We start from the raw sequence: 25439 nt of genomic DNA on the forward strand, positions 1-25439 counted from the left end.
TTATTATCCCCTGTCAAAAACCCATTTATTAATGAAAAAATAATATGGTGTAAGTAGAATATCTTTTATTCTTTTATAATTTTTCCGGTGAAACTACCGTATTCAGAGGAAACGCGGAAAATAAATACCCCACTTAGTTCAACAGGAGCATTCCACTTAACCCGATATGCTCCACGTGTTTGATATCCGCTGAACACCTGTTCAATTTCTCTTCCGTCGACACTAAAGATACTGACAGTGACATTTCCTGCTTGTTCCATGTCATAGAAAAGAGTCGTATAATCTCTGAACGGGTTCGGGAATGCACCGGCGTTAGTAATCGTGTTAAGGACAACATCTTCCATAGCTGTTGCTCCGTCAAATTTATAATCTGCCTTAGTAAGGGCAGACCAGTTACTTCCTGATTTAGCACGCGCACGCACAGTCTGCTTGCTGTTAATCACAACAGCACTGCTGTATACTTTGGCATTTGACGCCACACTTCCTGTGTAGGCTTCCCTCGGATCAGTATCATCTGTGGTATAGTATATCTGACCTGTTGCTGATGTCATTTCCAGATCTATGGCCTGCTGATATGTACCGTCGTAATAATTAAATTCCGGTGCTGCCACGTTTGGATACAATCCGGCATTTCGCAACTGATTAAAGACAATGTTTGATCTGTCAGGGAAATAATCATTCGTAAATTCGTTCTTTTTGACAAGCCAGTGATCATTCCTGGTATAGAGTATTTTGTCATTATCAGAAGGTTGAACATCTTTACGGTAATCTCCCCAACGGGCAGATTCACCGATAATTGCCAGATCAATTTCATCTGCAAGTTCCGCGTAAGTTGATGCCGTGGCTTCAGGAGTCAAAGCACCATCATTAAAAAAATATTTGTGAATTCTGTCAGCCACCAACAATTTGAACTCATCATTCTTTTTGAGCGCATCAAACAATTTGGTTGGTTCACCATCCACCATGGTTACTTTGTTAGTATTCAAATCTGTCATGGATGTTTCTGCATCCCAGGCGAAAAACCGAAACCCTTTTTTAGGATTGACCCTACTTCTGCCTGCCAGCCAGTTATTACCATCCCAGTCCCCATTGCCAATGTAATAATTCATAAGCATGTAATCTGTAAAGTTTTTCAGATCCAGTAATTCATCATCTATAAGTTTCTGATAATTTGCATCAGAACTGAATCCTGATCCAGCCAGACTCATCAGCTGGTTAAATACTGACCGACTGCCATCTACTACTCCATTATGGTCCTTCACGACATCATAATCTTCCTCTTTTCCACCCAGATAAGCCTCCATGAAGTCATTATTGATTTTTTCTGAAATATTGTAAAGTCCCCAATACAGTCCGTTAATATATAGGTGAGCAAACCGCTCATGAGCAGCCTCCTGATTCATCTCAAGCTGAATATTTTTCGCAAACGGATCCTGCAAATATTGTGCATTCAACCGTTGCGTCGGATTGTTTTTAAGCCATGAATAATTGTATCCTGCTCTGAATACCAGGTTGTTAAACTCGTTTGTAGCTGAACCTTCATCAAATACACGAAAGTTCAGTTTGGAAGGACCATATGAGCTTCTGAACGCAATCCTAAATCCATGCTTCGGGCTATTCTCCGGAACCCTGCTGTTTCCACCGTGCAAATGCAAACCGCAGTTAATCTGGAACTCCTGTCCTGTTTTCGGATCAATAAATTCTACGGATGCGGGACGTTCCCAGTCTATACCAATACTTCCCAGACTTGTATTTCCAGTGTACATATAAATCCCATCCTTATCGTGATCAAAAGTTTCGGAAGCCAGTCCGAAAATATACCTGATATTGGTAACAATACTTATTGTAGGAATATCCAATAAGGCATCGTCCATTAAATCCTTGTATTCGGATGACTCACAAATTTCCGGATCCATTTCATAATCCGATGGCGCAAAATCCGAAGAGAACTTCATAGGTCCCCAGTGATCCGGATATCCAACTGGCTGAGCTGGTTGCTTCACAATATCATCTATAAAAAAATAGGTATTGGTTATCACATCACTGATTACATTTTCACTGTTCACAGTTATAGCACTCAAAGGTGTTGTTGTCGAAATCTGAACCGGACCTGTATATAAAATTCCGTCTGTTTTATTAGGGCGTGTACCATCTGTTGAATAATAAATCTGTAAGGCATCATCTGCAACAGAAAGCTCAACCTCAAAAGGGGTATCATAAAACCCGCGTTTCACACTGAATTCAGGTGCCAGTACCTGATCTGTTAATACGTTTACACTACCGGGAGTCGGATCCTTGAAAAAGGTTTGCTGCCCCAGATATATGCCATACGACACATCTGAACGTTGTCCGGGATATAAGTCCCCATACGAAAATGCAATGCTTGTTCCGTCGGATTTCACCAATGCTAAAAACTCACCCGATCCGGAGAGTTTAAAATTGGTATGCAGTGTTCCCGCCGGATCTGTTTTATCTTTTTCTGATGCGAAGACCACGAGATACTCATCGGGTTGTATCGTAATCACCGGAAATTTCCACTTGGCAAGGTTATCGGCTTTATCGGTTAAATACCAGCCCGTAAGGCTTACCGCTGTTTCACCAGCATTATACAGTTCAATCCAGTCGGAATAGTCACCATCCTCATCAGCGAGAGTATTATCGTTGACCGCCATAAATTCGGAAATTATAACACCGGATTGTGCATATAAACCAAATCCGGATAACATAAATAAAACGATAATCAAGGCCGTCCAGAGCCTGCCTTCCACGTAGAGATTTTTTTTCATATCAAAACAACCAATAAATACCTAACAATTACCCATTAAGAAAAACAAAGATAATGAATTAATATTAAATGTAAACGTTTTCATAGATATTCATATATTAATCATAATTAACACCCTTTTGAAATCAAATATGTAAAACTGAATTAAAGTTAGTGCCTGTATTTAGTTTTCATCCAGTTCCAAAATATCTGATTTCTGCACGTGATCTTCCTATAAGTCAGGCGTTTTATTCACCGTATCTCTTAATTGGCTTCAACTTTTCTAAAACCTATTTATCTCATAGACTATTAAAATAGGATTTGAACTTTTATCGACTTTTATCTTTTCTAGTTTACTATAGCTCTCTTCTGTAATTTTTCCTTTCGAAAAGAATTCTTTTAACATCGAAAAATTAATGGGTTCAATTAAACTCACTAACTGATTATTATTAGTACAAATCATATACGTGAATGGATTTACATTATCAATACAGTAATTTCGGGTATTTTTTGAATAGATTAATTGTTTCATTCTTTTATCATAGAAGAAAGTAAAATAATAATACTTTTCTGTTTCTAAAACATTGTCAATTCCAACACAATACTTACTGTTTGATCTCAAATTCATATATTGTCGTATCACATTATTTCCAAAACCGTTCTCCAGCAAATTCTCATCCAGTTGGTCTTTCCCAAAATCTACCGTAAAAGAATCAAACAGAGAATCTCCGACTATTTTATAAATCGTGTTTGATCCAAAGGTCGGTCTGAGAATAATACCGTTAGAGCAATTATTAAATTGTATTCCATCTACAATAGTTCTTTTAATTGGGAAATATTGGTTTTTAACCTTTTTCCCGTTTAAATCAAAAGAATATAATAAGCATGGCATATACTTTCTGTCGCTATCATCTGAAAAGGTCCCTTGCCAAAGAAAATAAGTTTTGCCATCATCAGTTGCCAAATGCAAAGGATTAAGGTGATTAATATGACTAATTTTTATTTCGTCAATCAGCTTACCCTTAATATCATATTTTACTATTTTTTGATAAGTAAGAACATGCACGATGCTATCATTAGTAATTGAAAAATCCCGTAGTTCTGTAAACTCACCCGGCCCCTTCCCTTTTCTGCCTATTTTCGTTAAGAATTTACCTTCCAAATTAAATACATTCAAAGACTGGGTTTGTAAATCCTGAATAAAATACCGGTCAAACCTGCAAGTTACCTTCCTGACAGACCCAAGTAAAATATTTTGATTTGTTTCAAGCTGGCAGATATCAATCACCTTTATCTGATCCATAAATTTGGGAAGATCCGATTGGGTTACATTGATTTCTAATAACTTTATATCGTTATGTGTTTTCGGCTCTCTATTTTTACAGCCTGTTGCCATGATGATAATGAATAAAAAGACCGTGAATTTCATTTTTTGTTAATTTAATAGTTTCTAGACCATAAAATCTGTTTCTTCACATAGATGATTAGTATTTTTAATTCTGTATTTCATATTTAAATCATTTAGGGTCAGTAATTTATACACAATTAATTTTTAATACGTCTTTTTCAAATAACAAAAATCCATTTGTTAATATTCCAATTTATAGACTCAGAACAACTACTTTACTTAATCTTTTCATTTTTAACTGAATAAAAAACTAATATTGGATTATCAGTCACTTTTAAATCGGACCACGAATTGGAAAAAATTTCTAACTTTGGAGTTTTGGGGTGATTCTTCATCCCAATTATTGTAATTGGTTCAATGATGCCAAATAGTTTACCATTTTTAATTCCCATTAAGTCTGACGTAAAAAGAGGTAATTCTTTGGTTGGTTTGGTAAGTAACATTGAGGAACAAAATTCAACCTCTTTTTTTAATTTATTATATAGAACTACATATGCTCTATTTTTTTTATGAACTGTAAAATAAATATAATCAGAACACTCACTGAAATTTTGAATTGAGTAAAACTTATCACTCTTCTTAATGTCATCAAACACTTCAATATTTTTTTTACTCTTATCAATATTGCTCATATCAAAAAAATCCAAACCACTAATTTGATACTTTAATTTCAAGTTGTTTTCTGATAATTCATAAATTTTATTATCCATTCTGTTGATGAAATATGTTCCTTCATCTCCGGTAAAAAAATGATGCTTCGTAAAGGTAAAATAAAGCCGATTTATGTCGTCGTGCTTTATCCATTTCCTCTCTATATTAGAGTTATCAAGACTAGTCATAATCAAGCTATAGTGATATTTATTGTCCCTGACATTTGTATATGGGTTATAAAAATATAGTTCATCTTGAACCATTTTAATATTATTAGGGTAAAACTTGATTCCTGCATTTTTAATAAATTTGCCATTCTCTGAATTGAAAAACAATACTTTCATTTGTCTTTCATCTAATAAAACCAGAGATTTATGAATAGGGTCAACGGAGAAATCAATCAATTTTAAAAACTCATCTGGACCCTTCCCTGTCTTGTTAATGTTAAACTTTACGCGACCACTAGAATCAAAACAAACTAACTTTGGAATATTATCTAAAACATAAATCAGACTATCCGAAATAATAATTTTCTCAATTCTACCCAATAGAGCAGTATTTGATAAACGTAGAAATGTATCCATTTCAAAAAACGAATTTGCATGAACTTCATCAGAAATAGATTTTACTTCAATAGGCGTATATTTTACATTGTTCTCTTCTTTTGAACAGCTAATTAACAAAACAGCTATTATAATAATATTCAGTCCTTTTATAATTTCCATAAGCGTTTGATTTATCAAACTTGCCGCATATTTTACTGAACCCTAAGGTAATCAAAATAAAGTGGCCCCTGCTTTAAAGCTTTTAGACGAAGTGTATAGGTTCCTGCGTTTATCGTGGTTTGTGTATCGGTACGCATACCTCTCCATTTCACATCAGCAACCGGAAACACATATTCTCCCTTCCAGATCAACCGACCGTCGGAGGCCCGAATCTCTGCTTCTACCGGCACATCTTCTTTCCCTTTATTCATGTATCTGAACTGCAACCCATATTTAGAAGCCAGGCCAACTGAGAACCGCCATTCAATCACATCATTTTTTCCGGGAACCAGTGTGCAGGGTTCATCAAGAATTACGGTGTTAACAGTTTTCCCTCCCTTCGAGGCTTCTTCAGCTTCATACTTCACTGTTGGCCGTCGATCGATGGGCACATCGAGGTTGGTCACCGGAAGTGCAACAATGATGTACATTTCTTCAGAACCGGACGATGGCAATTCAACGCTTGTTTCTTTCAAAATGCGTTTTCTGTAAACACTATATGTTGTTCCTCCATTCAGTGAGGTTCGGATTGTATCTTTCAATTTACGAAAATCACCAAGCCATTCAGACCATTGAACGTCTTGTCTGAACCCAATGTACAGATCCACATCCTCCTTAAATCTGATGGCACCTTTTGTATCAGGATGAACCGGAGTCTGAATCCATTCTGCACTGTAAAGTATCGGCGGAAGCGAAACGAACTTTATATCGCGATCTGAATACACCCGGTCTCCTATATTCAACCAGGTATTTGATCTCCAACCTACTCCATTTTCAATTGTGATTAACCGCTTTGATGGTGGTGCCGGTTTTAAGTCTTTCTCGTCCGTAGAAATAGCTATGGCAGAAATAACCGCCTGAGCCGATTTAACTTTGGGGAATGATATCTTCAGTAAGCCGCCTACGACATTCACCTGCACCGTTTTTTTCAATACGCGGTCATGACCAGCCTCTTTCCAGATATCCAGATCTTTAATCATCACCTCATCATTGACAGCAACGTCGAAGAGTCGCCAATTCTCACATTCCAGTCCGCCACCGGTGCCGTACCACGGCTCCACAAAAAACAGATCCACCTGGTAGCTACCATCAGCCACCGGAAATTCGTATGCCAGCCTGTGTCGTCCGTATCTGAATGTCCTTATTAAATCCCATTCATTGGTGCCCTGGATCGGATCCCATGTCTGCCGCTGACTGCCATAAAAAGCCGGAAGATTATCATAATTATCCGTCCATGAAACCGAGCCCCAGCCAGTAGAGTCTTTATGTACATCAGCCATCCACAGATTACCTTCCTGATCTTTATAATCAGGTCCTCCACAATTGACACGATAGAGGTAGTTTTTATCTTTCTCTGTCAGAGGTTGCGTATCACCTGAAAGCTTTTGCAAATCCGGATCTGCCGGTAACAGGTTCAGGATTACAACGTCTGATGCCACTTCTTTCCCATCCACATAAGCAACTGCGTATAACACATTGGTCCGAATATCAACTTTATTCCATGTAAAATGGGTTCCAACCTGCCCTTTTCTCTTTTTACCCAGTGAATTTTTTCTGACCCCATTAAATAGTTCAACCTCATCACAGTTGGAGAACACATTAATACCATCTTTTACGCCTGGTTTTTCCCAACGGTTCGGCCATGTGTGGGATACAATGTAAACCATTGGATCAGTTTCTTCAGGTGCATAATTTGCCCTGTACATATAGTACACATCGAGCGGTTCTCCCCAGATAGTAAAAGATCCTTTATAATTTACCGGACCTACCCTGTCGATATCGCGGTAACCTTCACCGGCTTGTGTACGTCCCGGATTATCGTGTGAGTTAAACAACCAGTGAAATTGCCCGCAAGCCCTGTCCGAAGCTGCTTCTCCCAGCCGGATTTTCGATTCCATCAGTTGCCACATCCGGTCTTCTGTCAACGGTCCCTGAGCATCAAAACCACCTTCTGAATGCCAGTCAATGCTCCGCCATGCACCATATTCGCCATTCAACAGTTGTTCTGATAGTTCCTTGTCATAATTATCGGGAACGCCACCGTAGGTACCTGACCAGTTTTGAATCACATCCCAGTCTGTTCCGGTTCCTCCGTTACAGGTTGTTACCAGACGTTGCGTTGATGCTCCCGGATCCATTTCACGAATAATATCGGTGCATTCCCTTGTAAATTCCGGACTCATGGTACATTCGTTCTGCAATCCCCATAAAATAATGCTAGGACTGTTGCGGCGTTCTTTCACCCAGTCACGCAATAGCGTCCTGAAGTTTTCTTTAAAACCCGGCTCATTATACCAGATATGAGCACTCATTTGTGGCCACCATAATATGCCCAAGCTGTCCCACTGGCTCTGGTATCTTAGGTTATGTGGCTGATGTGCATCACGAAACGCATTAAAACCGGCATCCCTGATCTGATCTACCCGAGACAGGATCTGTTGCTTTGAAAACGCATGACTTTGCCCCATCATATGCTCATATTCTGCGGTTCCGTTGATAAATACCGGTTTACCATTCAGGTAAAAACGATTGGTAGGATTATCACCCTTTATATCCCACTTAGTCCAGTGGATGCCATAAGGCGTGTTTATCTCATCCGCAACCTTACCATTGATAATAATACTGCTTTGAACGGTATAGAGATACGGATCATCAATGGACCATAATTTTGGATGATCTATATTCACAAAATACTGTGTTACAGTATCGGGTACTCCCGGTTTCAGTAAAACAGACTTGATGTCCCGTTTGATTTCTCTGCCATCTTCATCAAGCAGAAGTGATCTCAATTCTATTCGTTCCTCTTTATCACCGTAATTCTTTATTTCGGTTGTCAGACTCAGTTTTGCCAGATCTTCTGAAATGGTAGTATCGTTCCATATATGTACTCCGAAAGGTTCAATTCGAACCGGATCGGTAATAATTAGGGAAACCGGCCTGAAAATCCCCATGGGTTGTGAGCCTTCAGAAAATCCCCATTCAGGGCTACAGCCTCCGCAAACCCAGGGCAGATCGCGTATAGCTGCCGGATGATCAGCACGAACCGCCAGAATATTTTCACCATCAAAACGGACATGATCCGTTATATCAAGGGTGAATGTGGTTCGTCCGCCGGCATGATATCCCACGAAGACACCATTCAACCAAACAGATGCATACGACCCAACTCCCTCAAAGAAAAGGAAATACTGTTTGTCTTTTTTATGTTCTACAGTAAATGTTCTTCGGTACCAGGCATATCCATGGCGGTTGCCGTGCATCAGACGACGGTATCCTCCGTAATCATCCCAGTTGTGTGGAACATCAACCCTGATCCAACCATCTGTTTCAAAACCGGCAGCCTCAAATCCATCGTAAGCATGAATATTAGTATCATTGGCAATGGTTTGCCAGTTAGTATTCAGTGAAATTTCATGCCGGACCGGGTTCTTTTTACCGCACGATGCCAGAATAAAAATGAGTAGAACCGGTAATATAAACGTTTTCAGGTATTGCATAATTTTTATTTTTCCACTTTTGTTTTTCCGTTTAATTTCGACTGAAGATATAGAATTGAAGACATGATTTGCATTTACCTCAAATCCCTTAGCGCTAATCGCTACAAACTAAATACCATCAAGCTTTATTAAAACCAAATCCTCCGTCCGTCAATTGACGGACACCTCCTTTTGAAAAAGGAGGACAACTTGTATTCTATATCCTGGCCCTTATCTTAGTATACTACCGGCAACCAAACCGACATATCGCCTACTCCCCGGTTATCCCAGGCATAATACGGAATCAGTTTCAATGGCACTTTCTTTTCTTCAACGGCTTTCACTTTCCTGTAAAGATTGTTTTGATCCCACTTTTTATCGTTTATCAATACGCCGTCTCCCTGCAAAGCCATGATCTTCGCCCCATCGATTTCAATCATTTCGGGCTTCAGATCGTTTTTAACCGGAATACCAACCTGAAACAAATTTACGTCTTTTGGTAAATCCATAGATTCCAGACAATACACTACTGGTCCACGTTTTACAGCTATCTGATTCCGGTTTTCCTCCACCAGTGGATTGGCAGCAATCAAATCGACTTCCATGGGGAAAGTGAGTTCTATTTTATCTCCCTTTTTCCATTTTCGGTCAATGCGAACATAGGTTCCACTTATGATTTCTTTCTCCACCGGATTACCGTTTACTTTTACAATTGCAGCGTCACACCAGCCCGGGATTCTTACATGAACAGGAAACTGACCTTTAGGAGCGTTTTTAATGTTTAACGTTACATCTCCGTTCCATGGATAATCTGTTATCTGATCAATGTCCAGAACCTGCTTTTTACCCAATTTCTTATGTAGTTCGTTGCCCCCGTAGAAGTTGACCCATAAGCCATCATCTGATATACTGTACATATAATTACTGATCTCAGCCACCGTGCGAATGGTATTGGGTGGACAACAGTTGCAGTAACTGATATATTCCTCTCTGTCCTTTGACCAGCGCAGTTTATAGGGCAGATCCTGTGATACTTCCAGTGGATTGGTGTAAAAATACCGTTTCCCATCAAGGCTTACGCCTGCCAGCAGACTGTTATACATGACCTCCTCCATAATATCAGCATATTTCGCATTACCGGATGCCAGCAACATGCGCCAGTTCCACAACAGGTTTCCGATGTTGGCACACGATTCATTATGAGCCGTCATATTCGGTAACTGGTAATCATGGCCGTATGCCTGATGAACCTGCTGAATTTCCGACGGATCATAGCTTGTACCGTTAGGAGAAACACCATCGTACAATGCTCCACAGGCACCGGTGACATACAATTTGGTCTCAACCAGATCGTTCCAGATGGCATCCAGTGCATGCATCAATGTCGTGTCACCGGTTTCGGCATATACATCAGCTACACCTGCATACAAATAATTGGCCCGGACGGCATGGCCCACTGCTTTGGTTTGCTCACGAAACGGAATCCTGTCCTGGTTATGGTCATGTCCGTCTTCCACCATGCTCCGTATGTCAATCAATCCTTTGGCAAGTTCCAGGTATTTCGGGTCACCCGTTGTTCGGTACATTTCCGTAACACCCATATAATGAGAAGGACAAATGGCATTTAAAGCCAGTTCCTTTTTATTCCGCTGATAGAAATTATACAGAAAATCAGTCGCCTTTATGGCAATGTCCAGCAAATTGGTTTTACCGGTTACTCGGTAATGCAGACAGGCAGCTGTCATGAGGTGTCCCATATTATAAGACTCGAAATCAAGCCGTTCAGCAAATTCATTCTTTGCTCCTTTTTCCTTCAGCTGTTCAATAACAACCGGCGTGTGAATGTAACCATCCGGTCGCTGTGTTTCTCCGATGATTGTGATGATGGAATCCAGTTCATGATCCACTTTCTCTGTAGGATCCATGGCATAAACCATGATCAGGCCTTCCAGAATTTTGTAAAAATCCCCGTCATGAAATGGTGGTCCCACATGTTCTCCTTTTTTCAACCCTGCTGCAATTTCAAAATTAGCAAAGCCGTGGCTGATGGAATCATTCATGTACATTGCCATCATATGCGGTACCATGCTCTCTTCGCAAACCTTAAACCGGTCTGCCCAAAACCCATCTGTCCAGGTCACATCCGATATGTCCAGCGGAGCCATTCTGGCATACGGACTTTCTGATGTATTGACCAGGCTTTTCTCCTGTGCTCCCAGTTGTATTGCCAACATCAAAAGCAACACTGGTATGATATGTTTTAAATGTCTCATTTCCTCCGAATTTCAAATTTATACACGCCCGAACCAACCTGAACAAGCGTCCGGTTCCCGTCGTACCCGATTACTGAAAATTCCCTGTTCTGATTTAACGGTTTCCCCGCTGAATATATTTCTTCTGATTCTGAAACAGGCAAATGAATCTCTGCCGTAGTATTGACCGGAATCTCAATTTCAAGCAACAGCTTTTCCGATTCATATTTCCATTCCGATCGGATTACTCCATACATGGATTGCAGTTTTGCTTTTGCAAAACCCAGTTCTTTTGTTGGATAAGGTTTTATTATAATCTTTTTATAACCCGGTGTTTCCTCATCCTGTGTTATGCCAGCCACGTAGGAGTACAACCAGTCACCAACAGCACCGTAGGCATAATGGTTAAACGAATTCATTCCCACATTCTGAAAGGAGCCATCCGGCTTAATTCCGTCCCAGCGTTCCCAAATGGTAGTTGCTCCCTGCGTTACCGGATAGAGCCATGACGGATATTTTTTGTTAAAGAGCAATTTATAGGCAATATCAGGATAACCACTGTCTGTCAGGGCCTGGCACAGCAAGGGTGTTCCCAGAAAACCGGTTGTTAAATGACCAAAATGATTGACATCGTCCACCAGCCGTTTGGCTGCATGTTCTTTCAACTCATCAGGAATCAAACCAAAAGCCAGCGCCAACGCATAAGCCGTCTGTGTATTGGATGTCAGTCTGCCTGTTTGCGTCAGAAACTCAGTATTAAAAGCAGTCTTAATTTTTGGGCGCAACGTTGCATAGCGCTGTTCATCATCAACTTTCCTCAGTAAACCTGCAATCTTCTGCATCAAACCGGTTGTGTAATAAAAATAGGCTGTCGCAATCAGATCTTTATCCGTATGTGCCCCTGCATAACCGTAATCCGGGGCATTGTAAAACAAAGAATAATATTCAGCAAACGACAACCAGTCGCCGAAATGAAAACCTGCATTAAAGATCAGATCTTCACCCGATTCACTGATCATGTACTCTTCCCATCCTTTCATGGAAGCATATTGCTCCTCCAGAATACGTTTATCACCAAATTTCCGGTAAACCGTCCAGGGAATTACAACTACCGCATCGGCCCAGCCGGTCGCACCAAACCCATCAGACCATCCTGTTCCGGCTCCATCCTCAATGACGTTCGGAACCACCCATGGCACACTTCCATTCGCTTTCTGGTCCGGAATAAAATCCTTCATCCATTTGGTATAAAAAGCAGCTGTATCGCGGTTAAAGCATGCGGTTGGTGCAAATACCTGTGCATCTCCGGTCCATCCCAAACGTTCATCGCGTTGCGGACAATCGGTCGGTACATCCAGAAAATTCCCGCGTAAACCCCAGTCAATATTCTGCTGCAACCTGTTAATAAGGGAATCACCACATTCAAAGGTTCCGGTCTGAGCCATATCTGAATGCACAACCCGGCCATCAATGTCATCCAACGAAATTTCCCCATCGTAGTCTGAAACACGTACATAGCGAAAACCGTGAAAAGTAAATCGTGGTTCATGCTCTTCAATGCCTGTACCTTTAAAAATATAGACATCTTCAGCCTTGGCATCCCGAATATTATCCAGATACACATTGCCTTCCTGATCCAGAACTTCGGCATGGTTTAATGTAATTTTCCTGCCTTTTTCACCTTTCAGTCTGAACCGGACCCAACCCACCATATTCTGGCCCATATCTAAGACCAGTTCACCTTTAGGTGTGACAAACCTTGTGACCGGTTTCAGTGTTTCTGTTATTCTTACAGGAACACCTTCCGATGCCACAAGCTTATCAAAGCCATAGTTTTTTATGAGGACTGAACCCCAACCGGATGCATCAAATCCTGCCTTATCCCAGTTCTCCATTTCCAGACGTGCATCGTAGGTCTCACCATTGTAAATATCGGATTTCAGAATTGGCCCTGTGGATGATTGCCATGACTCATCCGTTATGATCCACTCCTCTGATCCATCATCGTATTGCACTATTATCTGACATAACAAAGCTAGCTTATCGCCATACAGGTTTTTATTGCCCTGCCAGACCAGATAGCCACGATACCAGCCATCACCAAGAACTACTCCAACAGCATTGGCACCTGCCTGAATATCCCGGGTCACATCGTACACCTGATACTGTAAACGGTGGTTATAACTGGTCCAGCCGGGAGTGAACAAATCCTCACTGACTTTACGGCCATTCATGTGCAACTCATATAAGCCATAAGCTGTAATATAAGCTGTTGCTTTACTTATCTTTTTATCAGTATCGAATTCCTTTCTTAAAAAGGGACAGGGTGTGGAATCTGATGAATCCTCCGGAATACCTGGTACTATCCACTGTGCTATCCAGTCCGTACTGTCAAACAAACCCATTTCAAAGAAAACCGGTTCACTCCAATCTGATTCATTGCCGTAGTCGTCCCAGACTTTCACTTTCCAGTAAACGCGTTGTCCTGATCTAAGTTCCGCACCATTGTATGTTAAGTGAACAGATTGGTCCGATTCAATCTTACCGGAATCCCATATGAGGTCATGTTCATTTCTCAAATCTGGTTTTGATGAGGCACAAAGAATCCTGTAAGCTGCCTGAACCACATTAGCCTGATCATCAGAGATCATCCAACTTAACCTTGGTTGACATGGTTTTAGTCCAACCGGATTCGTTTTATATTCTGTTTTTAAATTTGTGACTAATAACATTTTAATTTCTTTTCCCGCTGATGTCGCGGATTTTCGCAGATTTCAATATTAATATCCGAGATTCCATTTACTACTTTATTCTCTAGTTGCTTAACCTCAATTATAAAATAATATTTCATAAATTCCCATCAGGCCCGTTCCTGCGCAATCTGCTCCAGTGATTTACCTGAGGTGTCCGGCATAAAAAAGAAACCTACTGCACCACTTATAATCAGAAAGAACGTGAGTAAGCCAGCTACCGATTCTATCCCTACGTTTGCCAAAGCAGGTACAAAAAAGCTCCAAACGCCAAGCAGTGTTCTGCTAATTCCAAAGGTCAGTCCCTGTGCAGTTCCACGTAACACAGTTGGGAAAAGTTCCTGACTAAACACCTTATAAAAGGCTTCGCCCGCCAAAGCCGCGCCAGAAGAAAACATCAGTATGTTTATAACAATAACCGGAATAGTAAACGGGAGGAACAGTAAAATTCCGTATGCAGCTATCTGCATAATGGCTCCTGTAGCCCAGATTATTCTACGTGTTTTAAAATTCCTGTCAGAATGTGGCATAAATACCAGAAGTGTAAAAACAATACATATCAGAAATCCAGCACTGGATAAACCTACGCTTGCAGCCTGACTTCCTGCTCCAAGTGTTTTTATGATGTATGGATTAAAAATTCCTGCCGTCCCTGCAGCCAGATTCCAGAATAAATAAATCACAACGGTATAAGCCAGTCCTTTTAAGTTCGATCCGGAAAAAAGGGTCCTTAACTTAACTTTGGCCGTTGTGGCAGCTACTTTCCATCGCGATGATTCAGCCAGACTCCGGCGTAAGTACCAGGTTACCATAGCTACCACAAAAAGATGAAGGAAAACAATGCGAATTCCAAGAATGTCGAGATGGGCCAGAAACATGGCCATCCAGAGCACAACAACCGGACCGAAACTCCAGGCCACCTGGGTAAACCCAAGCAATTTTCCACGGGCTTTATCCGGCGCAGCTTCTCCCACATAAGCCAGAGACGTTGGAACATCAGCGCCTACTGCTACACCAATAATAAAGGTTCCTGCAAATAACATGACCGGATTCAATGCGAAAGCAATCAGTAAAATTCCAAAAGCATACACCAGAAGATCTATCTGATAGATTCGTTTGCGCCCCAGTTTATCCCCAAGTCTACCACCGATAAATGCACCAACTGCACATCCTACCGCATTCGGACCGATAGCAGCCAATAAGCCAATTGCATTGTTTGACAAGTTCATGTACGATTGAAACAATGACAATCCGGCTCCTAAAGCCACTATTGAACCGGCATCAAGATAAGAAGCCATTCCTGCCAGCGCTGAAGCCTTCCATTGCTCTTTTGTAATTTTATCGATATTCGGATCTTTCTTCACCTCAGCATCCGACAAATTATTATGTTCCTTCATATAAAAATTTATTAATGTTGTTGGTATATTTAAAGTATTAATATCTTATAATAATTGTTCCGCGAACCTTTTTATGCTTTTGGATTTCAGAAGTACCTTAACCTTATCCCTGCATTCCACCATAAGCTATAATCACAAAAGATGAAACCAAAATCAGCAGCGCCACAATCAGCAAGGCATAGGTTCTGCCTGATACATTTTTCCACTCCTTCATGATGACGCCAATGATGTAACTGAAGAAGATGAGCATTGACATGTGCAGAACCCAGCTGGCATATTGAAATTTTCCCATATTGACATGTCCCATACCGTAAAAGAAAAACTGCAAAAACCACATGGTTCCTGCCAAAGCAGACCATGAGAAGTTTTTGAAGATCAGTTTCCGGGGCAAGCCGCTTTTTACAGAAAACTCCTTCAGGCTTTTGTTTTTTATGGCAATGACCATAAACCAAACCATATTAACAACCCAGCAACCAGCCGTAGAAACTATCATCTTGGCATTTCCTTCAAACTGACCGGCACCATGCTCTGCTGCGATATCTGCTATGGGCTGTCCAAATTCAAGTGATATATTAAACACACCTGAAAGTACACCGGCAATGATGGTAAGGATCAAACCTATAAACATATTCGACCTTTTCAGACCATCCTGTTTTGGATTAACCTCGTGTTCCCTTTTGAAACCTGCCCATCCACAAAGTCCGACACCGACGACAGACACTACCATTCCAAACAATACAATGTTACCACCGGGCGCCTGAAAATGCTCTGTCAGCCCTCCGAAAATAAGCAATGGCAGAATGGTTCCTACAATAGCTGATATACCGATTGCCAGCGTATAGGTCAGCGAATAACCAATATATCGGATCGATACACCGAATGACATGCTTCCGAAACCGTAAACCGCCCCAAGGATAAATGCCATCCAAATGGCTTTTGACGGAGCATGAGCAAGGATGTAAAAGAAATCCGGAACCGTAATGGCGCCAATTATAAGTGGCATCAGTATCCAGGCAAACATGGCCTGAACCAACCAGAATGTGCTCCACGACCATTGCTTTGTTTTTTGATACGGCACATAACACGACGAAGCTGATACGCCGCCGACAGCATGTAACAGGGTTCCGATAATGGGACTTGATGGGATCATAGTAAGATTATAAGTTATATGTTAGTTTTAATCCAGATGAAAAATCTCTTCCATATCGCTCCAGAATTCTCCCGGTTTTCTGTTCACAAGTGGTTCCATCAACGGTTTAACCACATCCCACCAGCGCTGTGTCTCCTCGTGACCAGCCATTTTTGCCATATCGGCTTCAAAATCAGATCCGGTATATTCAAAGTAGGCAAACAGTACATTATCCCTGAAAAAAATGGAATAATTCACCAGGTTACATTCCTTAATTTTCGCCAGCACTCCCGGCCACACATCAGCATGTTGTTGAATATATTCAGCAGCACCTTCCGGTTTAAGCCGGATCATTTGTCCAAACCTTTTCATCATATCGAGACTTAAGACATAAGAAACAAGACACAAGATTATCTCAATTTCTATGTTGTTATTTTACGTTATTAATAGCTTTAAACATCGCTTCAATGTTTGCCGGCGGTATATCGGGCAAAATAGCTTCATGGCTTGGCGAAATTACCAGTCCCGTCGGAAACAGTTCCTTCAACTCATCTACCTTATCGGCCACAGATTGAGCATCGCCTTTTACCAACAGATATTGGGCATCCACGCCACCACAAAAAGCCGCTTTCCCGTAATGGTGCTTTTTCAGATTTGAAGCATCCATATCTGCAGCCAGGGCCTGAATAGGATGGATCACATCCACCCCCAGTTCAATAAAATCATCAATCAGCGGAAACACTGAACCACAGGAATGATGAATCACGGTCAGACCATAACTTTTTGCCTGGTCAATCAGCTGTTTGGTGCCCTGAAAAACATGAGCCCGCAATAATTCAGGATCAACCATTAAACCGGTCTGACTACCAAAATCATTGCCGATCAGTACTGCATCCAGATGACCTTTGGTGGATTCATAAAAAATTTCGTTGGCTTTCAGATAAAACTCCGTAATTCTATCGATTACAGCCTGAAACATATCCGGATTCATCAGCATGGTCATTAAGGCCTGTTCCATCCCAAAAGCCGAACAGGCATCCTGAAAATGCGCACTCCACATCACACCCATCCGCACCGACTTATCATCCACTGCCTTTGCTTTTCTGAATGATTCGGCGCGATCAAGATACCTTGCCGGATCCGGCCAGTCGAACTTATCCACATCCGCCGGATCGGTATAATCCTCAAAAAAACCCGGCGCTGTAAGGGTTCGCTCATCCGGTTTATCCAGATGATCCACCTTGGCAAACCTGAAGGCACAGGCGATATGGTTGGATGGCGCATACTTATATGGTACTTCTATCGGATAAATATCGTCGTCAATGATCTTACGGATCTCATCCACACTTTTTACTCCGAAGTGAGCGGTCAACGCCTTTTCTGCTTCGGGAACCGGTAAGCCTAGCCATGAGGCAGGACGATCCACCGGCTGATAATTAATGGTGGCATAAAAGCGATCTTTGTGGGTCATTTTCATTCCTGTACTGATTTTTCGCTTTGATAGCAATTTATAATATCCTGTTCCCTGTTCTCAGGAAACACACTCAAATTTTTAATTTCTCCGTCCTTCAGTTCAGCCTCTACGGTTGTGTTCCCCGGTGCATGAAGTTTGAAATGCACATTCCATTCTTTTGGCCATGCCGGAAACAGATAGATCTTATCGCCAACGGTTTGCAGCAGCATCTCCTGTACACCAATCATTCCCGAACCGCCCCAGTTATGATCCGGAACCCAGTCAAAACCCGGCCCCCAGAACGCCGGAAAGCGCCTGCCGGAATCCGTCATCTTTTTCAGGCACAAAGCAGCCGCCTCATTGGTTAATCCCATGCGTGCAGCCCAAATTACATCCTGTTTCCATCCCTTATGGCTTCTGAATTTTATAGCATCAGGATCATACTTCCAAGTGTTTATTGCCACATCCAGATTCGGATGCCCGATGCCATACATGCCCCATGGAAAAACAGGATACAGCTGCGGTACTTCGGTATTATTGACCCGTTCCCACAACTTAGCCGGAGCAATTGTTTTATGCCCGTTAATTTCTGCGAAAGAGATGGGTGGAATCCGGTCCAACATCTCCTGCCAGTGAATCTTGTTAATTTTTTCATTGTATTGTTCCGGCAAACCGATCACTTCCTCGATAACTGTTTTTAAGGCTGCGATGGTTGATGTGGCATTATACGCCATTTTATATGTTTCACAGGCTGATCCGGGATAAAGGACCAAGTGACCGTTTTCATCCAGCTTTTTCACTCCACGCTGAGCTGCCAGGTACTGGTAGTGTTCGTCAAAAAAGGTGAGACAACTTTCAATCAGTGGTAAGTATTCAGAAATGTCCGATCCGTTGTATTTAGCCATTTCCAGAATCATAAAACAAAACTCCAGCGATGTATCATACTGGTACTCCAACCAGGCGTTGTACTGTCTCCCTGGATCATAATCATCGGGCCGATCCCAGCCATATTCCACAGGATTTGGTAAGCCGTAATTTTCAATCTGCTCGGTAAAACAGGCTCCATCGTGTCCCCAATAAACGTTACTGCGTAGTTCTGCATTATGCAAAATCCGCTGATAGAAATAAAACTGTGGTTTCATGAGCTCAAAATCACCGCTCTTAAGCATCGGAAAATAAACCAGCCGCTGGTTCTGACCCGTAAAAGTTCCGCCGCTCCAGTTTCTGAAATCAGGTGTGAAAGCACGGGTGGAATCTGTGAAAACCGGATCAACCGTAAACAAACCGCCGTTAAATTTTGTGGGATAATCACCAAAAGCATTACAGCCAAGCATATAACGGAACAGCATATAGTTTCGGCCAACCTGCCACACTTCTGAAGTTTCTGCTTTCTGTTCAGAATTAATAAATACAAAACTCCGGGACCAGTAATCCTGCCACCACTTAAGTGTCAGATTCAACGATGAATTTTTATGTTTATGATATCCCTCAACATAGTTCTCTATGCCCTCCTGCCATGAAGTTTTACCATTAGCCGTATTCAGTACTATAGCAACTTCATGCGTTTTTGAAGGCTTTTTGCTTTTCAGATTCCAGCCCTTAAAATCTGTACTCAGATATTTACCGGTAGTTGTGCCGGCCGGCTCAAGGTTGTCGCCAAACATCATACCGCCAAAGGTCAGACCTGCCAAAGGATTGAAAAGTTGATCTTTTACTTGTTTCATCTTTTCCCTTTCCACGGTGACATCAAATACAGTTTCCTGCCTATTCTGGTGGTAAAAAGTTACACTGTTCTGATCAAAGTGAATTGAGTCAGCATAAGTTTTCAGGTCCTCCGGGTTGATCCACTTATACGAATTCTGAAAGTTTTCCAATTTTCGCAGTAACCTGTCCTGATACCGCCAGCTTTCGTAAGTAGTTTGTAGGGTTGTTTTCTGACTGGAAGACACAGTAACATGTATGACCGGACTATACACATCTACCCATATTTTTACATCAGCACTTAAATCGCCATCGGATCCAAAAATGTTAACCGAACCATCACTCAATTTCAGCTCCTGACTGAATGCTTTTCCTTCAAACGGATTAGGGCTCAGATGCACACGCACGCGGCCTAATTTCAACATGGAGTTGTTCTCATCAAACGTGCCGCTTTTAGCCATATAAAAAAGAATGTCTCCGTTTTCAACCCAGACATTCAGACCAATATCCCCACCTCCACATGGCATGGTTTCAGAAGCATTTTTGCTTTGCGTTGTCCAAACCACATTATAAGCATCCAATGCAGCCAGCTGCGGTTTTGCGTTCGGTTCAAACAACACAAAACATAAAAAAAGCAATATTTTAGATGGGATCTTATTCATTTAAATCTTTAGTCTTGTATCTTGTGTCTTATATCTTTTATCTTAAATCTTTTATCTTATATCTTACGTCTTATATCTTCAACTACCATTCATCACTTCGGAACGAGGACACCGGCAACCCGTTTGTGCCGAATAAGGTTCCTATTACAAAATCATCGAATGCATAGCGCACAGCACCCGGTTTTTCCACATGTGGCGATGAAACAACCACCGATTTTCTTCTTAAATAGACCTGAGCCGGAAAGAACACCTTATTGTCGCCGGCAATCTCAAAACCGGTAAGATCCTGTTCAAATATGCATAATCCTTCACCCACATCATTAAAGGAAACCACCACCGTGCTGCCTTTAATCTCTAAGGCTTTAAATGACGGGCTTTTATAACCGAACCCTTTTATACCATAGGTATCACCCAAGGCCCATAAGGCCAGACGTTCACCTCCAACTTTTTTCTTTTTGGGATGAATACAGGTCTTTTCCCCAATATCCATAATCACGGCCATACCACTGTTAGAGATATTATTCATGGATTTGCGCTGTGCGTCGCGCAGGTAAGCTGAGTTAAATTTCGGATTGATTGTATCATGCTGAAACATGGAATAGTCAAAAGGTGCTATCTGCATGTAGTAAAACGGAAATTCGCCGATATTCCATAACTTACGCCATTCTGCCACCATTTCCGGAAACAGCTTTTCATACTGATCCGGACTTTCGTAGTTGGTTTCACCCTGGTACCAGATACAGCCCTTCATTCCAAACCCGATGACCGGATTCAACATACTGTTAAACAGAACGGTTGGCGTACGATTGGGGACTTTGGGAATGTCATCCATTTTAGGTAAGGGCGTATCGTTAAACGGCACACTGGTTTCTTCACTCATCCAGGCCTGTATGCAAGACCCACCATATGTCACATCAATTAATCCAACCGGAACATCCAGCATCTCATTCAGCAGACGACCAAAATAATACCCTGTTGCACTGAATTCTGCTACGCTCTCCGGTGATGCCGTTACCCATTTCCCATTAAAATCATCCTTAATGACAGGCGTTTTTCCACGGGGTACTGTAATCAGACGGATATTATTATTTTTCGATTTCAGGATGTCCATGTTTGATCCTTCAACAGGTTGACCCGGAAAGCCTTTCATGGGCATCTCCATGTTTGATTGGCCTGAGCACAACCAAACCTCTCCGATCATGATATCATGCAATACAACCTCAGTGCCATCACTGACTGACAATTCGTATGGTCCACCGGCAACCGGTGTTTTAATATTCAGTTTCCATTTCCCGGTTTTATCTGCCTTTGTGGAATATACTTCATCACTCCACGATGGTTTAACAACAACGCTTTCTTTCGCATCAGCCCAGCCCCAGACTGCTACATCGCTTTGCTGCTGCAGAACCACATGATCAGTAAACAGTGCCGGAAGTTTAATTTCAGCTTGGCCTGGCCATGCCAATCCAGCCAGCAGTAAAAGAATTAATCCTATGTTTTTAAATTGTATCTTCATATCTTTAATAGTATCTAAATTTCTAATTACCATTCCTATTTCGTAATTCATAATTTATACTAACCGGTCCCAGCAACCCTGCTTTTCCCAGTGGCTTACCCTCCAATCTGTATGGCGCTGTTGTCCATGTGATCCTTTGGTCCTCCGGTAACTGATGATCACCAATTAACCGGTTTGCCCAGGTATTGGTGACAGCTATCTGTAATTCGTTATTCCCGGACTTTAAGGCTCCGTCAATTCTGAGTCGGTAGGGTGCTGTCCAGGCGATGCCACATGACTTACCATTCAGTGTCACCTCTGCAATATTTGCAATTTCACCCAAATCAAGCCATACCGACTGATTCTCTTTTAATTCATCAGAAAATTCAAATGACGTGCTATACACAGCTGTACCGGAATAATATTTAATTTTCGTATCTGCATTTTTGCTCCAGTCAGTCAGTTTATTAAACCTTACCGCTTCTTCCGGCCCACCGAATTCGGGGTCAAACTTCACATTCCACGGACCAGTTATCCTTTGAACCGGTTTCGTTTCTAACCAGTTTTTACCTGCAGACTTTAAGTATTCAGGATCATTATCCTCAAAAACTACAAAAACAGACTGGTAAGGTTCAAAGCGGTATTTCAACTCTGTTCTGGCATTATGCTGCTGCCAATCAGGTAATCTGTATTGTGTATTTCTTACCGGATCGTACAACACAGGTTCCTTGTCATCTACACGAAACGACAGGGTAATATTTCTTGCCTCATTCTGTTGGTTGGAAATAAAATAAATTTCTTTCCCTTTTTCAGTGCGGTGATTCCAGGCGATATCGGTTTTTTCACCTTCGGTATCAAAACCCTGGACATCCTGTTGTATATGTATCGGGTCAAAAGAATCAAGGATCCACGGTCCCTGAATCACCTTACCTTTGCCGATATTCCACATCATTTGCTTATGCCCTTTCCCGTCCTCAATGCTAACCTTATCTCCGTTAAAGAACTCAGCTATGGTTTTCTTCAACTGTTGGTCTGCGTTTGGTCCGGACTGCCATCCGGGAGTTTTATCCGGCTTATCCATCATAAGAACTATGGCACCATCCTTTACAAGGCTCAACAGTTTTTCTGCCACTTCAAGACTCATTTCTTTTCCTCCATCCGGCGCCATTTTCCGGTTTCCGGGAATGACCAGCACGCCATAGGATGCGCCACCCGGCAATACGATTCTGCCATCTTCAACAGTTGCTAATCTTAACAGGGCATCTTTGTTGAACGAATCGTATGCATAGCCGTTTAACGGATCAATCCAGTTATCCGGGTCCGCCATGTTAGACTGCGTTCTTACGCCTTTGGGAATATCTCTTGTCGGGATACCTGCATTTTCAAGTCTTTTTCTTTCCAGTTCAACCTTATCCCTCCCAAAGATTCCCGGCAGTACATCCACCAGTCTGTCGGGTAAAATGGCCCTTCTCGGTATCTCTTCTCCGGTGAAAACAGCAATATCCACCACCGGATCACCTTTTTGCAATAGCCGCTGACAATTGGTAAGGTATTCAAAGAAAGCCTTCCCGGGTTTCCACCAGGTCTGATCCCGCTGGAAAAAGTTTCCATTCATGCCAAGCGTCATTCCAGGTTTACGGTCCATCCATGGATTCAGCACAAACACGTGTGGAACCATTCGATTGGCACCCAAAGCAAAATTACGGTCCACCACCGGTTTTAATATCCCTGGATACTCATCCCAGTCCAGACGGATTTCGGTCAGGGCTTCAGCCTGTATAATTCTTTTACCATAAATGTGCGATGCTGAAATCGCATCGAGCATATCGTTTGGCTTATCGTGCGACGGACTGTTGTACCAGAATTCACCCATGGGCAAATCCACCTCTTTATAGTGCAACATGCCATCAGAGACGCCAACCGGAGCGATGCACTCAGCACTGAACAAGGTCTTTTTTTTATGGGCTTCCTCAGCCAGTGTCCTGTAAAATACGTCGGTGAACAAATCGGATACGGTAGTCCGGATATCTTTTAATACCTTTTCCGAAAATTCTGTGTCTTTCAACGGAACACCAGCCATGACCGGCAGATACGGCATCAGGTCATAGCCTCTGCGTTTTTTAAATTCCTCAGGGAAGACATGCGACCAGTTCTGACTTCCGCACTCCCAGCTGTCGATATGAAACCGCTTTAACACATCACCTGCCAAACCAGGCCCTACCTGCCGAAAGGCTTCACCAAACCACTGATCGAACTGAAAACGAATCACTTCCGGATCAAACTTATCACATTCCAGACCTTTACCTCCTCCACCAACATAATTTTCATGTCCGGTTGAGGTGTGTCCTATTCTAAGAATAATCCATTTCCCTTCCGGAATATCCCACTCCAATTCACCTTTATCACCTACCTGCTCTGATATATTAATGAGTTGATCCTCCGGAACGCACATATCTGACGAAATCTCTTTATCTGTTGTTTCTTTTGCAATCCGCCAGATCATACCGGACTTGCCTTCGAACTGACTGATCCTCGGATCACCGGAAAGTTCAATGCCGGAGGTTCTTAACCGCGGACTCCATTTGGCATCGTCAATATCTTCTGCTCCCGGTTCAGAACCTTCAGGATCAAACACAAAACGAAAATACTTTGCTGTTACCGGTGGAATGGACTGTGTGTTATCAGCATCCAGATCAAGCCAGCCGGATCGTGGCGGAACAAGGCGTGTATGCTTAGTAAAATGTACGCCATCATCACTGATTTCGATAATTAAACGGTTAGCCTGGTAATTATTCCAACCTGTTTTAAGCATCACAGAGCGACAGGTAAACGGCTTTTCAAAGGCATACTGAATCCAGCACGGTTGGCGTGTTGAAAATTGTCTGGTATTATGTTTTTGCGCCAGGTATTGCAGGTTCTCATGTTTTAAACTCGTGGTAACCTTGGGATTCAGATCATAGGAGCTGATACCCGTTCCTGCAAGAGCCGGATAAGCAAATGTGGCAATATCGTCGTAATACCCTTTAACGATTTCCGGTTGTGGCAGGTTCCCTTTAAACGTATGTCCGCCGGTAACGAGGGTGTCTGCCCACACCACTTTTTGCATAGACATTTCCGGTGTGATCCACGGACCACCGGCACAGGTAAATCCATCGCAGGCATTCATGCCGATTTGCAGGCCAAGCCGTTTGGCTTCTTCCATGGCATACTGAACCAGATCCCACCATTCCGGTGTCATGGTTCCATAAGACGGATAATAAAAAGATGAATCCAGCACCTCCTTAATTGGCATCAGCATGGCTCCACCTATACCAACCTCATGCATGGCTTCAAGGTCGGCTGTGATGGCTTCTCTCGAAACGGCACCGTGCATCCAGTACCAGAAGATCCATGGTTTAGCATTTGCTTCATCCGATTCATTCAATATGCTCTCTGATTTTTTTGATCCCTGATTCTCACATCCAACACACAACATTAAAGTCACTAAAATGATGACTGAAAACGTATATGATATGTGTGTGTATCTGATCTTCATGG

Annotated in this window: 13 protein-coding genes; all 13 read right to left on the minus strand. The window is 42.0% G+C overall.

Going from position 1 to position 25439, the window contains the following annotated elements; all coding sequences use genetic code 11:
* Nucleotides 1–65 precede the first annotated feature (65 nt).
* The gene (locus tag ACE01N_RS11950) at nt 66–2786 is read right to left on the minus strand and encodes an FN3 associated domain-containing protein (protein ID WP_380589002.1); all 2721 of its coding nucleotides are present in this window, start codon (nt 2784–2786) and stop codon (nt 66–68) included.
* A 261-nt stretch (nt 2787–3047) separates the two neighbouring features.
* Entirely contained in the window at nt 3048–4193 is a 1146-nt protein-coding gene (locus ACE01N_RS11955; protein WP_380589005.1) for a 6-bladed beta-propeller, read from the minus strand.
* Between the two features lie 194 nt (nt 4194–4387).
* Entirely contained in the window at nt 4388–5548 is a 1161-nt protein-coding gene (locus tag ACE01N_RS11960; RefSeq protein WP_380589008.1) for a 6-bladed beta-propeller, read from the minus strand.
* Between the two features lie 32 nt (nt 5549–5580).
* The gene (locus tag ACE01N_RS11965) at nt 5581–9084 is read right to left on the minus strand and encodes a malectin domain-containing carbohydrate-binding protein (RefSeq protein ID WP_380589010.1); all 3504 of its coding nucleotides are present in this window, start codon (nt 9082–9084) and stop codon (nt 5581–5583) included.
* Between the two features lie 215 nt (nt 9085–9299).
* The gene (locus ACE01N_RS11970; RefSeq protein WP_380589013.1) at nt 9300–11336 is read right to left on the minus strand and encodes an aceric acid hydrolase; all 2037 of its coding nucleotides are present in this window, start codon (nt 11334–11336) and stop codon (nt 9300–9302) included.
* Nucleotides 11333–14047: a family 78 glycoside hydrolase catalytic domain gene (locus ACE01N_RS11975; protein ID WP_380589016.1), complete on the minus strand. Its 2715-nt coding sequence runs from the start codon at nt 14045–14047 to the stop codon at nt 11333–11335. Before ACE01N_RS11975 ends, ACE01N_RS11970 begins: the two co-directional genes overlap by 4 nt.
* A gap of 128 nt (nt 14048–14175) precedes the next feature.
* On the minus strand, nt 14176–15504 hold the full coding sequence (locus ACE01N_RS11980; protein WP_380589090.1) for an MFS transporter: 1329 nt from the start codon (nt 15502–15504) through the stop codon (nt 14176–14178).
* Nucleotides 15505–15565: 61 nt separating this feature from the next.
* A complete protein-coding gene (locus tag ACE01N_RS11985) occupies nt 15566–16612 on the minus strand; it encodes an L-rhamnose/proton symporter RhaT (protein WP_380589019.1) in 1047 nt (348 codons plus the stop codon).
* Between the two features lie 27 nt (nt 16613–16639).
* Nucleotides 16640–16966: an L-rhamnose mutarotase gene (locus tag ACE01N_RS11990; RefSeq protein WP_380589022.1), complete on the minus strand. Its 327-nt coding sequence runs from the start codon at nt 16964–16966 to the stop codon at nt 16640–16642.
* 55 nt (nt 16967–17021) lie between these two features.
* Nucleotides 17022–18068 (minus strand): uroporphyrinogen decarboxylase family protein, encoded by a 1047-nt coding sequence (locus ACE01N_RS11995; RefSeq protein WP_380589025.1) that lies wholly within the window; start codon nt 18066–18068, stop codon nt 17022–17024.
* Complete coding sequence (locus ACE01N_RS12000) at nt 18065–20407, minus strand: DUF5703 domain-containing protein (protein ID WP_380589028.1); 2343 nt, start codon at nt 20405–20407, stop codon at nt 18065–18067. Before ACE01N_RS12000 ends, ACE01N_RS11995 begins: the two co-directional genes overlap by 4 nt.
* Nucleotides 20408–20489: 82 nt before the next feature.
* Nucleotides 20490–21974 (minus strand): sialate O-acetylesterase, encoded by a 1485-nt coding sequence (locus tag ACE01N_RS12005; protein ID WP_380589031.1) that lies wholly within the window; start codon nt 21972–21974, stop codon nt 20490–20492.
* Nucleotides 21946–25437, minus strand: a complete 3492-nt coding sequence (locus ACE01N_RS12010; RefSeq protein ID WP_380589034.1) for a glycosyl hydrolase — start codon at nt 25435–25437, stop codon at nt 21946–21948. Before ACE01N_RS12010 ends, ACE01N_RS12005 begins: the two co-directional genes overlap by 29 nt.
* Between the last annotated feature and the right edge of the window lie 2 nt (nt 25438–25439).

This window comes from Quyinboa ferrireducens, from assembly GCF_042436675.1.
Lineage (GTDB): Bacteria > Bacteroidota > Bacteroidia > Bacteroidales > UBA5342 > JBHJHP01.